Source organism: Nonomuraea sp. 3N208 (assembly GCF_052245935.1).
In the GTDB taxonomy this organism is placed as follows: Bacteria; Actinomycetota; Actinomycetes; order Streptosporangiales; family Streptosporangiaceae; genus Nonomuraea.
The window spans coordinates 34032-47548 of record NZ_JBQQBR010000029.1 but is presented as its reverse complement, the minus strand read 5'-3'; the positions used below and the strand labels follow the sequence as shown (position 1 = coordinate 47548).

General features: G+C 69.8%; 9 protein-coding genes and 1 tRNA gene. 6 read left to right on the top strand and 4 right to left on the bottom strand.

Annotated elements, in window-relative coordinates:
- The first annotated feature begins 56 nt into the window (after nucleotides 1–56).
- Together ACTWPT_RS37340 and ACTWPT_RS37335 are read left to right on the top strand one after the other, a co-directional pair.
- Complete coding sequence (locus tag ACTWPT_RS37340) at nucleotides 57–3542, top strand: protein kinase domain-containing protein (RefSeq protein ID WP_443182230.1); 3486 nt, start codon at nucleotides 57–59, stop codon at nucleotides 3540–3542.
- Nucleotides 3543–4302: 760 nt separating this feature from the next.
- The gene (locus ACTWPT_RS37335; RefSeq protein ID WP_443182229.1) at nucleotides 4303–4713 is read left to right on the top strand and encodes a hypothetical protein; all 411 of its coding nucleotides are present in this window, start codon (nucleotides 4303–4305) and stop codon (nucleotides 4711–4713) included.
- On the opposite strand, the gene ACTWPT_RS37330 is transcribed toward ACTWPT_RS37335, so the two are convergent.
- Nucleotides 4710–6212 (bottom strand): IS4 family transposase, encoded by a 1503-nt coding sequence (locus tag ACTWPT_RS37330; RefSeq protein WP_443182228.1) that lies wholly within the window; start codon nucleotides 6210–6212, stop codon nucleotides 4710–4712. The genes ACTWPT_RS37335 and ACTWPT_RS37330 overlap by 4 nt on opposite strands.
- A 178-nt stretch (nucleotides 6213–6390) precedes the next feature.
- Here ACTWPT_RS37330 and ACTWPT_RS37325 point away from each other — a divergent pair, with 178 nt between their 5' ends.
- Nucleotides 6391–7338 (top strand): site-specific integrase, encoded by a 948-nt coding sequence (locus ACTWPT_RS37325; RefSeq protein WP_443182227.1) that lies wholly within the window; start codon nucleotides 6391–6393, stop codon nucleotides 7336–7338.
- Here ACTWPT_RS37325 and ACTWPT_RS37320 read toward each other — a convergent pair.
- Nucleotides 7336–7409, bottom strand: a tRNA-Ile gene (locus ACTWPT_RS37320). The genes ACTWPT_RS37325 and ACTWPT_RS37320 overlap by 3 nt on opposite strands.
- A 264-nt stretch (nucleotides 7410–7673) precedes the next feature.
- The gene (locus ACTWPT_RS37315) at nucleotides 7674–7991 is read right to left on the bottom strand and encodes a hypothetical protein (RefSeq protein WP_443182226.1); all 318 of its coding nucleotides are present in this window, start codon (nucleotides 7989–7991) and stop codon (nucleotides 7674–7676) included.
- 167 nt (nucleotides 7992–8158) lie between these two features.
- On the opposite strand from ACTWPT_RS37315, the gene ACTWPT_RS37310 reads away from it, so the two are divergent.
- The 3 genes from ACTWPT_RS37310 (at nucleotide 8159) to ACTWPT_RS37300 (ending at nucleotide 11946) form a co-directional block, all read left to right on the top strand.
- Nucleotides 8159–10078 carry a sensor histidine kinase gene (locus ACTWPT_RS37310; RefSeq protein ID WP_443182325.1) on the top strand — a complete coding sequence of 640 codons (1920 nt, stop codon included), beginning with the start codon at nucleotides 8159–8161 and terminating at the stop codon, nucleotides 10076–10078.
- On the top strand, nucleotides 10066–10701 hold the full coding sequence (locus tag ACTWPT_RS37305; RefSeq protein WP_443182225.1) for a response regulator: 636 nt from the start codon (nucleotides 10066–10068) through the stop codon (nucleotides 10699–10701). The genes ACTWPT_RS37310 and ACTWPT_RS37305 overlap by 13 nt, the downstream gene beginning before the upstream one ends.
- Nucleotides 10702–10809: 108 nt before the next feature.
- Nucleotides 10810–11946 carry an FAD-dependent oxidoreductase gene (locus ACTWPT_RS37300; protein WP_443182224.1) on the top strand — a complete coding sequence of 379 codons (1137 nt, stop codon included), beginning with the start codon at nucleotides 10810–10812 and terminating at the stop codon, nucleotides 11944–11946.
- Nucleotides 11947–12047: 101 nt separating this feature from the next.
- Here ACTWPT_RS37300 and ACTWPT_RS37295 read toward each other — a convergent pair whose 3' ends face one another.
- Nucleotides 12048–13511, bottom strand: a complete 1464-nt coding sequence (locus ACTWPT_RS37295) for a S1 family peptidase (protein WP_443182223.1) — start codon at nucleotides 13509–13511, stop codon at nucleotides 12048–12050.
- Between the last annotated feature and the right edge of the window lie 6 nt (nucleotides 13512–13517).

Below are 13517 nucleotides of genomic sequence, written 5' to 3'. Positions count from 1 at the left end.
GTTTCCCCGAAATGGCACGCTCAATGCTTCCTCTCACCCCATCCGATCCGCGGCGTTTGGGTCGTTACTGGCTGGCCGGCCGGCTGGGCGCGGGCGGCCAGGGCGTCGTCTACGAGGGCTACGGGGAGACAGGAGAGCGGGTCGCGATCAAGATCCCCCGGTACGACAGCGCCGAATCACGCGCCACACTCGCGAAGGAGGCGGCGGCGGCCCAGCGGGTGGCCTCGTTCTGCACCGCCAAGGTGATCGAGGCACAGGTCGATTCGGCGCCGCTGTACATCGTCAGCGAGTTCGTGCCAGGGCCGAGCCTGAGGCGGGTGGTAGCGGAGTCGGGGTCATATGAGAAGGACGCGCTGCGCCGGCTGGCGATCGGGGTGGCGACCGCGCTGACCGCCATCCACCAGGGCGGGATTGTGCATCGCGATCTCAAGCCGGACAACATCATCATGGGGCCGGACGGGCCGCGCGTGATCGATTTCGGTGTGGCCCGTGAGGTGGGGCCGACGACGAGCGGGCCGATCATGGGCACGCCCGGATACATGCCGCCGGAGGTGTTCTCGGGGCGGGGCGCGAGTGAGGCGGCCGACCTGTGGGCGTGGGCGATGGTGGTGCTGTTCGCGGCCCGGGGCAAGGACGTGATTGAGGCGGGGGATCCGGCCGCCGTCATTGGGCGGGTGATGGAGTTCGAGCCGGACGTGTGCGGCCTGCCTGAACCCCTGGATGCGTTGGTGGCCGCAGCGCTTGCCCGGGATCCCACGGAGCGGCCGGCCGCCGGGGAGGTGCTGCTGCGGCTGGTGGGCCATGGCGGCGAGGCGCTGCTCCGCCGCGGCGATAACCTGCTCGAACGCGGCCTTACGCAGGCGGGTGCTCTGACCGGACGGCCCGAGCCCGACCTGGGTGCGATCGCGGAGGAGCTCTACTGCGAGCTGACCGAGGCCGAGCGGGCGACCGTGCCCGAGGTGTTCCTGCGGATGATCGACGGCGACGAACTCCGGCTCGTCAGCAGAGACGAGTTGCCGGACTCGCAGGCCGTGGACGCGATGCTCACCGTGTTCGGCGCCGCGGGCCTGGTCACGCGGTCCGGTGCCGCGTACGAACTGGCCACGCCCGGCCTCCTGCACGCCTGGCCCCGGCTGCGCGACTGGGTGGCGGGCAACCGCGAAGGGCTGCCCGTCCACCGGCGACTCGCCGAGGCGGCCGCGCTGTGGAATGAGCATGGCAGAAGACCGGCCGACCTGCTGCACGGCTCGGCACTCGACCGGACGCTGCAGTGGGCCGCCACCGCGCACAAGGACCTCACGCTGGGACGGCGCGAACGCGAGTTCCTCGACGAGGCGGTGAGCCTGGCCCGTAGGAGGGCGAGGAGACGCCGTCTGGTCGCGGCGGCCCTGGCCGTACTCCTCGTGGTCGCGCTCGGCGGGCTCGGCACTGCGGAGTACCTGCGCAGGGAGTCGAGCCGCCAGCGCGACGACGCGCTGGCGCGGGAGCTCGCGCTGCGAGCCGCCGACCTGCGGCAGAGCGATCCTCAGGTCGCGAAGCTGCTGAGCGTGGCCGGTTGGCGGCTGAGCCCGGAACTGCCCGAGACCCGCGGCGCGCTCTACGACTCGCTCTCTCAGACCACGACCTCCGTCTTCCTCGACCCCGACTACACGGCCGCGACCGTGCAGAACCTCAGCCAGGACGGCCGCGTGCTCGTGTCCCTGGACGGCGGGACAGCCAGGATCTGGGACATCACCGGCCAACGGCGGATCGGCGTGCTGTCCGGGGTGAGCGCGGAGGTGTCCCAAGCCGCGCTCACCCCCGACGGGCACACCCTGGCCCTCCTCGACCACGAGGGGGTAAGGCTGTGGGACACGCGCACCGGAAGACCGCTCGGCGCCCCCATCGCCCGTCAAGGCAGGCAATCGGCGGGCGGCACACTCAGCTTCGACGGCTCCGGGCGCTACCTCGCCATCCCCTGGGGAGCGAAAGCCCTGCCCGAATGGTGGGACGTCGCCAAGCGCAAGCAGCTCACCGCTCCCTCGGGAGCCGCGCTCAACGCGATCAGCCGGGACGGCCGCTTCGGCTACGTGGTGAAAGGCCATGAAGCGGAGTTGTGGGACCTGCGCCGGGGCAAGAGGACGCCGATCCCGCCGACCGAGCGGGACAAGGGCGTCATCAACCAGACCACCTTCAGCGACGACGGCAAGATGATGATGACCACGGAGCTTGTGCATTCGAAAGAGACGAGCAGGATCCGTATGTTCGAGCTGCCGTCCGGTGAGGAGGTAATGACCCAGGAGGGCGGGGTGGGCCCGGGGGGCGGAGTGGGCCCGGAGGCCGGTTTCGTCTTCGGCGACGCTTTCATCGCCAACTGGGGCAGCCGGGAGCGACTGACCTTGCAGCGGCGCTCCACCCCTGACACGGTGTCCAACCAGGCCCTGCCCGCCTTCTACAACACGGTGTACAGCCAGGCCCTGCCCGCCTTCGTCGGCGGGCTCCGCTTCGACCTCGCCGGCCGGGCCGTCCGCTATCTGGACGGACACGGCGCTGTCCACACCGAGGATGTCTCGATGGTGTTCGACCCGCCGGGCGGCGGCGGCAGCGAGAGCGGGAACGTACGGCTGGCCCCCTCCACGCGCGTGCTGGCCGCGATCTGGGAGGATCGGATAGAGGTCAGGGACGCGGCGACGGGCCGCGCTTTGATGAAACTGATCAGCCGGTCGGGCGGTGGCGGCGCGACCGCCTTCAGTCCCGACGACCGCCGGCTCGCCTTGGCCGCCGACGACACGGTCCACATCGTGGATCTGACCGGGTTTAAGGTGTCGGCCCGGCTCAAGCTGGGGGGCGGCGTCGAGCAGGGCGCCCAGGCGCTGGCGTTCAGTCCGGACGGACGCACGCTGGCCGTGTCGCGCTACGGGCAGCACGGTCGCGTCGAACTGTGGGACCTCGAACGCGGATCTCAACGAGCGGAGACCGGGACGGGCGCGAACGACCTCGCCTTCCGCCCCGACGGACGGCTGCTCGTGACCGTAAACCCGCTCCAGCTCATCGATCCGGAAAAGGGCGCCACCCGGCCTCCCGAACAGGGCACCGGGCAGCTCGCCGGCGCCTTCGCCTTCAGCCCGGACGGCCGGCAGGTGGCCTTCTCCGGGCCCGGCCGACTCACCCTGTGGGACGGCGACATCAGGACCAAAATCGCCGAGTTCCCCGCGGTGCCGGGCAGCGAGGCCACCAGGCTGGCCTGGTCGCCTGATGGGCGCACGATCGCGACGTACGAGCAGGGCTCGCGCGTACGTCTCTGGGACGTGCCGAGCCGGCGACCTCTGGGCCTCGTCTTCGACGGCAAGCAGGCGGCGGACAGCGCCCACAGCGGGTGGGTGGCATTCTCTGCGGACGGCACGAAACTCCACACCGCCGCCCCCGACGGCACGATCCGTGTGTTCGACGTGGACGAGCGGCACGTGGCCGCGACCCTGTGCGTGCGCGCCGGTCGTACGCTCACCGCCGGTGAATGGTCCCGCCACCTGCCTGGCATCGAACCGTTCACGATGTGTCCCTAGCCAGTAGGGCCTTGGTGAATACCGGAGCAACCAGTGAGGTGGTCGGGGTCGAGGGCATCCAGACGCTGTTTGGCCACGCTCGCTTGTCTTCCTCGCCGGTGATTCGTTCGTTGCCCGCCCCCGCCCCGCGCCCTCCTCTGCCGGTACGCCAACACGCAGCGCCTCAGTGAGCCCTCCGCTCTGTTTCCACGACCCTGGATCGTCACCACCCGGGTGCCGGGCACGCCTGCCGACCGCACCCCCGTCACGCGCGCCGCAGAAGTCGCCGATGTCCTGGCCGCTTTCCTGACGGCTCTTCACCAACCCGCCCCCGCACGCGTCCGCCAGCCGCTTTGACCGCGAAGGGTCGCTGGCCGACTGCTCTGAGAGGTTGACCAAACAGCTCGCCGAAGCCACTGAGCTTGGGGCTGACCCCGGCGCAGACACCGTCCACGCGGTCTGAGCCGACGCCGCCGCGCCGGACTGGGCCGGCCCTGCGCGGAGGCTCCACGGCGACCTGTTTCCGGCCAACTCCACGGCACCATCTGCGGCGTGATCGACTTCGGCGACCTGTTCGCCGGCGATCCGGCCGCCGACCCCGGCGCCCTGACTCTGCTGCCGGACGGCACAGCCGACAGCTTCTAAGGCGCGTACCAGCCCGTCCCGGACGCTGCAACCCTGGGCCGCGCCCGCGGATGGGATCGGCGCTCTCGTCGGCCGACGCCCAACACGTGCCATGAGGGCGAGGACTGCGAGGAGATATGGCACATGCGCAGACAGAGTGAGCAGGTGGCATCGGTGCTCGATCAGGACCCGCCTGGCCGTAGCGGCAAGCACCGTCGTGGCGCTGCTGTGCACCGCCATGGCGGCCTTCATCGTGGCGAAGCTCAAGGACATCCGGGAGAGCACGCTACTTAGCTACGTCTCACACTGGCAGACGCATATCCGCGAAGTTCTCGCCGACGTGCGCTTGGACCGGCTGTTCGTGCCTGGGGTCGAGCAGGTATTCACCCGGATCGATGAGAAGAACGAGGCGTTGCTCGCCGCACGCGCCTCCGACGATCCGCAGGTCCGGGCGTCGGTGCGCGGGAAGCGGCCGACCGGGCCAGTGACCAAGCAGCGGATCAGGGCGACGATCCGCACGGTGCTGGCCTCCGCGAAACGGGAGCACGTCGCAATGCCAGTGAGTTAAGGCGTTTGCGCTGGTGACAGGGCTTTTCGGCTTATTCTGATCTTGTATTTGACGCTGCCCGATGGGGTCATCTGATCGCGTTTCTTGGTCACGAAGGTGTTCTTCGGCGGCTTCTTGACACGGTCGCATTGCCGATCGCGGCGTGGGGGCACCAGGTCCTCGAGGAGATCCATGATGGCCTCGCGGCGTGCTTGGTCGACTGTGTCGGGGCTGGTGCGGTGGCTGCTGGCGTGGGTGCGAGCGACACGGATGGTCACGGTGAAGGAGATGCGGTCCGGATCTATCCCGGCGGTGCGGGCGGCCTCGGCCTTGAGGCTGCATAACGCCTGGTAGACGGCGAGCAGGGCGAAGATCTCCTGGTTGACGAGCTCGGGCAGCCTGGAGCGGAGGATGAAGGCGGCTCCGCGAAGCCGGGTCTTGAGTTCGCCGTACCCGTTCTCGCTTTCCCAGCGCTCGTGATAGAGGGCGGCAAGCTTGCGCGCTGGCGCTCGTCTGTGGTCAAGCAGCGTCGTGACCAGCCGGAACTGCTCCACTCTGGTCGAGCCGCCAGGGCCTTTGACTGTGATGGTGTACTCGATGATCCGTACCCGATGGCCCTGCGGCGGTCGGGGCAGAGTCCTGCCGGCGGCGCGGGCCTGGCCGTAGCGGACGTTCTCCGCCGGGGTCGGCATGATCGAGATGAATGATCCGTCGGGCAACTCGTGAACCGGGGTGAACACTTGGTTCTTCTTGATCCGCCAGACCAGATCAGCGCCGGTCGCAGCCGCCATGCCCCATAACTCGTGACCGGGGAAGTTCCGGTCGGCCAGCAAGAGCATGCCCGGCTGGAGCGCGTGCAGCACCCGCCGGGCCAGCTTCTGTTCGCTGGCCTTGGCCACACTGTCGAAAGCGGCATCGATGACGGCGTGCGTGCCGCACTCGATCAGCGCGAGCAGCCGCACCTGCGGGTTACCGCCCTGGGTGACGCCGAACGCCGTGGCGTTGGCCGTCGTGTCGGCTGCGTCCAGCCCGGTCCCGTCCCAGGCCACCAAGCGCAACCCGAAGACGAAGGCCCCCGGCGTCGCCGGGCCGGCCACCGGCCCACGCAGGCGATCGAACAGGAGCTCCAGTGGCTTGGCTCCCAACCGCTGCCTGGCCTTGGTCAGAGCCGAACTGGTCGGCAACACCACACCGCGCAGGTGACGCAACCCATCGGTGAGCCAGCGCATCACCGACCGATAGCCCGGCGGCGCCAGGCTGTCGGCCCCGCTGAACAGGCACAACCCGAGGACGAAGTACAGCACCGCCCGCGCCGGCAGCAACCGCCGCCGCTGCTCCCGGCATCCGGATACTTCGATCACATCATCAACCAGATCCGGGCTGATCTCACAGGTCAGCACCCCTAAACCGGCAGGACACTCCTGTCCCGAGCTATTGGCCGATCCGTCCTTCACCGCCGGGACGGCAACATCGTCGGTGATGGAGAGCGGCAACGCGGGCATGGCAGACTGAGCGAGCATCGAAGCTCCTCGATGGGGCGAATGCGTTCTTGGTCGATCGCCGTCCTATCGAGGACTTCGTTGCATCAACAGACGACACACCGAGCGTCATCGAATCGCGACACTCCGCTCACGTGCGCCAATCTCTGCACTCGCGAATCTGTACGTCTACCTGCAGAAATGCCTTAACTCACTGGCATTGGAGCACGTCGTCACTTTTAACGCCGCCGAGCTGGTGAAGCTGGACGCGGGGAAGAAGGCTAAGGGGGTGGTCTGGACGAAGGCGCGGGTGGAGGCGTTCAGCGTCGCGTACGAGAAGCGTCTTGCCGCTGAGCGGGCCGCCCCGGTTCAGGCGAAGAAGTCGCTGGAGAGGTTCAAGGTGTGGCTGGCGACGCCGAGGCCTTCGCCGGTGATGGTGTGGACGCCAGTTCAGCTCGGTACCTTCCTCTACTATGCGGCGCCTGACCGGCTGTACGCCCTGTATCACCTGATCGCGTTCCGAGGCTTGCGTCGTGGCGAGGCGTGCGGTGCGCGCTGGATCGACGGCGAGTTGGACGAAGGTCTGCTGGCCACGGCCAAGCAGCTCACCAACGTCGGCCGGGAGGTGAAGGAGGGATCGCCGAAGACAGAGTCGTCGGGCGCGGTGGTCGCGCTGGACAAGGTCACGGTCGCCGTCCTGCGGGCGCACAAGGCGCGGCAGAACGAGGAGCGGCTGGCGTGGGGATCGGCGTGGACGGACACCGGCCGGATCTTCACGCGGGAGGACGGCAGCGAGTTGACGCCTGACTGGGTCAGTGAGCACTTCGAGCGGTTGGCGTTCGCGGCTGGCCTGCCGCCGATCCGCCTGCATGACCTTCGCCACGGTGCGGCCACGCTGTCCCTGGCGGCTGGCAACGACATGAAGACGACGTCGGCGATGCTGCGGCACTCGAGCGTGTCGATCACGGCCGATCTTTACACGACGGTGCTGCCGGAAGTGGCGCGGGAAGCGGCCGAAGCGAGTGCCGTTCTGGTGCCTCGGGCGGTCGCCGTGGGGGAGGCGTCCCAAACTGGCGGTCTCCCTACGGTCTCCCATCTGGGAGACCGCCGACCCGCCGACTTGGCGGGATCAAGGAACCCCCACGTACAGCCTGGAGTGGGAGAGTAGGGCGGGTGGGACTTGAACCCACGACCCACGGATTATGAGTCCGATGCTCTGACCGGCTGAGCTACCGCCCCTGGATTCAGTTGTGTGCAGCGCGGCAGGGTGTCATGCCCGGCCTCGTGCATGGCTAAGGCTAGAGCATTTCGATCCCGTTCTGGTGCCCCGCCGGACGGGAGACAAGGTCCCCCGGACATCATTCCACGCTCCGCAACGTCAGCGGACCCTCAACCGATCGTATCCGCGGCACTTTCAGGTCGAGTGCACGCGTAAAGAGGGTACTGGTGGGGGAGCGGGGTCGCTGTCTGCGGAGGGGTGGCGGGGCACATGGAGGGTGTCGGTCAGCGGTCCAGCCGTACTTCCTCGGCGTTGTGGCGGCGTCGGCTGCGCAGCCAGTGACCGAGCGTCACCAGCCCGAACCCCACGAGGTAGACCACCGAGGTGAAGGCCAGGTAGCCGATGCTGCTGTCGAGCAGCTCCGGCGAGGTGCTGCGCGGGAAGGCCGCGGTCGCGCCGTTGGTCCACTCCATGACCAGGAGTCCCGTCTGGAAGGTGTAGACCTGGGCGAAGACGACGGCGAACGCCAGGTAGGCGCCGAGCCGGTTGCGGATCAGCAAACCGATCGGCAGGGCCAGCAGGACGACGATGATGGCGACCATGGTGTTCTCTCCTTGTTGTTCGGAGGTGTTCGGGACGCATCCACTGTCGGTGGATCGGTCATGGGCGCGCATCGAGGGCAGCGCTGGATATCGTGCCGGGCAGGCCGGTACGTGTTGGCACTGATGCCAGGGCGGCGTTCGCGCAGGAGAATGTCGCGGTGAGCCGCATGCGCTGGTGGATGGTGGTGGCGACGATGGCGTGCGCCGGCGCGTGGACCACGCTTGCCTGGGCGGCTGGCGGGGGCTGGGCGGCGGGCGGGGGCTGGGCGTTCGCCGTCTATCTGCTCGGGCTGGTGCCGCTGGGACTCGGCTGGTTGATCGCGGTACGGGCGCCGGCCAGTCCTGTGCCGGGCGCGCTCGCGGGGGTGGCGGTCTCGATGCTGGCCGTGCCCGCGCTGGAGGAATGGGGCCGCCACTCGTGGTGGGGGGCGGTGATCTGGTCGTGGCAGGTGGTGGGGTTTCTCATCCTGTTACTGATCTTTCCTGACGGGCTGCTCCCGGGACGGCGGTGGCGGGTGGCGGCGGCCGCGGTGCCCCTGTCGGCGGTCGGTGTGACGGCGGCGATGGTGGTGACCATGAACCATTACGACCCGCCGCCGGTGGCCCGCTCACCGGTGGCGGTGCCGGCGGGTATCTGGATGCCGCTGATGGTGGCCGCGCTCGCGGCGTTGCTCGTCGTGTCAGTCGCCAGTGTGAGCTCCGTGGTGGTGCGTTACCGCCGCGGTGACGAGCGGGTACGCGCGCAGACCAGATGGCTCGTCCTGGCCGCCGTGCTGGTGGTGGTGCTCATGGTGGCCAGTTGGGCGATCACCGCACTCGGCTGGGCGGGACCCGCCGCGTACGGCGGCTTCCTGATCGGGATCGTGGTGCTCGTCCCCGCCGCGGTGGCCGTGGCCGTACTGCGCCATGACCTGTTCGAGATCGACAGGATCCTCGGCGACTCTGCGGCGTGGGTGGTGACCGCGATCATCGCTGCGGGCGTGTTCGCCGCGTCCGCCGTCGTGCTCGGCTCCTTCTTCGGCCGTGACTCGCCGCTGGGCGGGTACGGGGCGGTGTTCGTGGCCGCGTTGATCCTCATGCCGGTGTTCCGGCGGGTGCACGACGCCACCGGACGGGTTTTCGACCGGGACCGTACGGTGATCCTCGCCGGCATCGCCGACTTCGTCGACCGGGTACGGGACGGCACGGCGGAGCCGGAGTCGGTGCAGGAGGCGCTGCGCGCGCTCGCCGGTGACCCCGGGCTGGTCCTGCTGCTCACCGAGGCCGAGCGCGGCGGGTACGTGGACATCTGGGGAACCGACGCCGAGGTGCCCGCGGACCGGACCACGCTGCCGTTGCGGACCGCCGATGCCGAGATCGGCGTGGTGGTCCTGGGCCGCGCGTCGGCGCGTCAGCTCAGGCGCGTCCGCCTCGCGGTGTCGGCGGCCGGGTTGCCGATCGAGGTGAGCCGGTTGCGGCTGGGCCTGCGCAGGGTTCTGGCGGAGGTGTCGGAGAGCCGGCGGCGTCTGGTCTCAGCCGCCGTTGCGGAGCGCAAGCGGCTGGAACGCGACCTGCACGACGGCGCCCAGCAGCACCTGCTGGCGGTCGGCATGCAATTACGGGCCGCCCAGCGGCGACTCGACCCTGCCGACCCACTCTCCCTCGAGCTGGACCTGGCGGTGGACCGGCTGGAGGACACCGTCGGCGAGCTCCGAAGGCTGGCCCACGGCCTGCGCCCCGCCAGCCTCGACGACGGGCTCACCGCCGCCCTGCGCAGGCTCGCCGCCCAGTGCGCCCTGCCCGTCGACCTGCGCGCCGGCACGGTGGAGACCAGCGACGTCGTGGCCGCCACCGCATACTTCCTGGTGGCCGAGGCCATGACCAACGTGCTGAAACACGCCGAGGCGACCGGCATCCGCGTAAGCGTGCGCCAGGCTGGGGATTGCCTGCACATCGCCGTCACCGACGACGGTGTCGGCTTCACGCCGTCCCAGGCGTCCCTGACCACCCTGCGCGATCGTGTCAGCGCGATCGGCGGAACGCTCTCGGTGATCAGCGCGCCGCACGAGGGCACCACGATCGAGGCGGAGATGCCATGCGCGTCATAGTGGCGGAGGATTCGGCGCTGTTCCGGGAGGGGATCGTCCGGCTGCTCCAAGACGCGGGTCACGAGGTCGTCGCCGCCGTCGGGGACGCCCAGGCCCTGGTCGACGCGGTACGCGGGCGCCGGCCCGACATCGCGGTCATCGATGTGCGGATGCCGCCGACGATGAGTGACGACGGAGTGCAGGCCGCCCGGCTTCTTCGGCGGGAGCTGCCCGATTTCCCCATGCTGCTGCTGTCCCAGCACATCGAGACCACCAACTCGGTCCCGCTGGTGAGCACCGGAGCATTCGGATATCTGCTCAAGGACCGGGTGCTGCACGTCGACGACTTCCTGTCCGCCCTCGCCAGGGTCGCCGCAGGCGGCTCGGCGCTCGATCCCGAGGTGGTGGCGGCGCTGATCAACGCCCAGAACACGCAGATCGCGCGCCTGTCCGAGCGCGAGCACGACGTCCTCGCCCTCGTCGCCGAGGGACACTCCAACACCGCCATCGCCGCCCGCCTGGTCATCGCCGAGCGCACGGTGGAGGCGCACATGCGATCGATCTTCCAGAAGCTGAACTTGCCGGACTCGGCGGAGAGCAATCGTCGCATTCTGGCGGTTCTCACGTACTTGAAGTCCCTCTGATCGCCGCGTCGCCGCCAACCAGCCGGGCGCTTGTCGGGATCTTGAGGATGATCGGCCCGATGCTCTATAACTAGTAGTACTACTTATTGTAGAGCCAAGGGGGCGGCGGTGCGGGTGCTGGTGGTGGGGGCGGGGATCAGCGGGCTCGCGGCGGCGCAGGGGTTGATCGCCGCGGGGCACGAAGTGGTGGTGCTGGAACAGGCGCAGGAGTTGCGCCTCGGGGGTGGGGCCATCACGTTGTGGTGCAACGGCACGGCGATCCTGGCGGATCTGGGCGTGGGCCTGGACGGGGTGGGGCAGCGGCTGACGACGTTATGCCTGCGGACCGCGCGCGGTCGCCGCGTGCTGGAGTTCGACCTGGAGGCGCTGGCGCAGCGGTTCGGGTCGGCGGCGCGGGTGATCCCCCGCGGGTCGCTGATCACCCTCCTGGAGAGCGGGTTGCCGGAGGGGACCGTGCGGTTCGGTGCGCGGGTCGCGGAGCTGCAGGCCGACGGGGACGGAGTACGGGTGCGGACGGAAACAGGTCAGGAGTTCAGCGGTGACTTCCTGGTCGGGGCCGACGGTGTGCACTCCCGGGTGCGCGCTCTCCTGCTGGGAGGTGGCGAGGCGGCTCTGACCGGTGCCGCGGTCTGGCAGGGCCTGACGTCGGCTCCGTTCGATCCCGGGTCGACCACGACATTGATGGTCGGCCGGCAGGGCGACTTCGGGTTCATGGGCGCGGGTGACGGGCTCATGCAGTGGTTCTTCGACGTGCCGTGGTCGCCGGGCGCGCCGCCGGAGGACAAGCCGCTGGAGATGCTCCGCCGCCGGTTCGCAGGCTGGGGTGGGCCGGTCGAGCGGGTTCTGGCGTCGCTGGAGGACGGTGACGCCGAGGTGTTCCCGCACACCCGGCACAAGGTGCCGCGCCGCTGGGGCGACGGGCGGTGCGTGCTGCTCGGGGACGCGGCGCACGGGATGCCGCCCGTCATGGCGCACGGCACGAACCAGGCGCTCGAGGACGTGGCGACGCTGGTGGAGTGCCTGGGCGCCGTGCCCGATCCGCGGGCGGTCGTCGGCGTGTACTCCTCCAGGCGGAGGCGGCGCGCGGCCCTGGCCTCCACGGTCGCCTCCCACGCCCTCGCGGTGTCCGGCCCGCGGACGTTGATGCAGAGCGAGCACCTCATCCGCATGAACGGCGCCACACCGCCGCGTCTTGCCACTCGCGGGTTCGGATTCCTGCTCCGCACTCTGAGCAACCGGATCTGACCGGCTCGGCCCATCGACGACGCTCGCCGACCGGCCATGAGCGTGGCGAGGCCGGGACGTGATCGTCGTCCCGGCCGCACCTGCTCAGCTGGATTGAGCTGTCATGGGCGGTTCAAGCCCAGCGTGTACGAGCCCGACCCGCTGTAAGCGTGCACGCGATACCGGTAGTACCCGGCAGTGCCGTTGTAGCTGATCGTCTCGTCGGGGTTCGGGCTGTCGCCCCTGGCCACCACGGACCAGGATGAGCCATTCCACTTCTGGAGGTACACATCGAAGTCCGCACCGCTCGGACCGTCGAGACAGGCGGAGTGGGTGCCGGACACCGTCGCCTGGTAGTAGGAGCCGTTCGGCTGGTAAGCGCTCGCGTTCGAGGTCAGCGACCCGCTGTAGGTCTCCTCAAGGCCCTGGCAGCCGGTCGGCGGCGGGTCGGTGCCCCCGGCGGTGACCAAGGTCAGGCCGCCTGTGGAGAGGATCTCGCCCACGGGCTGGAAGTACGTGGTGCCGCCCACGGTGCAGTTGCCCGAGCCGCCCGAGGTCATGCCCTGGGCCTGGTCGCCCGAGATGAACGAGCCGCCCGAGTCGCCGCCCTCGGCGCACACCGTGGTACGCGTCAGGCCGGTGACGGTGCCCTCCGGGTAGTTGACGGTGGCGTTGAGCGCGGTGACCGTGCCGCAGTGCCACTGCGTGGTGGAGCCGGAGCGGCACACCGAGCCCTGAGGCTGGGTGACGGTCGCGCCGCGTACCGGGAGGATGCCGGCGCTGTAGCCGTTGACGACGCCGGGGGCCGTCCACTGCGTGTTGGTGGCGACCCACGCGTAGTCGTTGCCGGGGAAGGACGAGATCTGGACGGTGCCCTGGGCCACCCGGTTGTAGCCGGTCGTGGTCACGCCCGTGGCGCCGCAGTGGCCCGCGGTGGTGAAGCCGAGCTGGGTGCCGCGCCTGGCGGCGAAGCCGACCGAGCAGCGGTAGCCCTCCGAGGTGTAGTACGCGTCCCCGCCCCGGATGTCGTAGAACAGGTGCGGGCGCTCGGCCGACTGCTCGATCTTCACGGCCGCGGCGTCCACGCCGCCGGCGGTGATCCAGGACTGTGCCGCCGCCGCGTCGCTCGCGTGCACGATGACCGAGTTGTCCTGGGGCGAGATGGCCCAGCTGTGTACGGTGGCGGGCGGCGCGGTCCGGTCCAGGCCGTCCTTGACGGTGGACAGCTGGGCCAGCGACCGCGGCACGATGCGGGCCACGGCACCCGCGCGGCGGATCTCGCCGGCGTCGGCCGGGTCGACGCTGGCCACGACGAAGGTGCTCTCGGCGCCCTCGTACCAGGTGCCGGCGAAGCGGTCGCCGAGCTTCTTGCGCAGGCCGGGTGCGGCGGAGTTGCCGCGGGCCTCGTTCGCCAGGCGGTTGATCACCTGCTCTTCGGTGATGCCGAGATCGCGTTCCAGGGCGTCCACGACGCCAGAGGGCGGCTTCGCGGCTGAAGAAGCGCCGGAGGGTGCGGCGACGGCGGGGGTGGCCGTCACGACTAACGCGCCGATCGCGATCGCGATCAGCGCCGGGCTGCGGAGCATGATGGT

Excerpts from the sequence above, each read along its gene's own strand:
- ACTWPT_RS37295 (WP_443182223.1), bottom strand. The coding sequence starts at position 13,511 with ATGCTCCGCAGCCCGGCGCTGATCGCGATCGCGATCGGCGCGTTAGTC.
- ACTWPT_RS37305 (WP_443182225.1), top strand. The coding sequence starts at position 10,066 with ATGCGCGTCATAGTGGCGGAGGATTCGGCGCTGTTCCGGGAGGGGATC.
- ACTWPT_RS37315 (WP_443182226.1), bottom strand. The coding sequence starts at position 7,991 with ATGGTCGCCATCATCGTCGTCCTGCTGGCCCTGCCGATCGGTTTGCTG.
- ACTWPT_RS37330 (WP_443182228.1), bottom strand. The coding sequence starts at position 6,212 with ATGCTCGCTCAGTCTGCCATGCCCGCGTTGCCGCTCTCCATCACCGAC.
- ACTWPT_RS37310 (WP_443182325.1), top strand. The coding sequence starts at position 8,159 with ATGCGCTGGTGGATGGTGGTGGCGACGATGGCGTGCGCCGGCGCGTGG.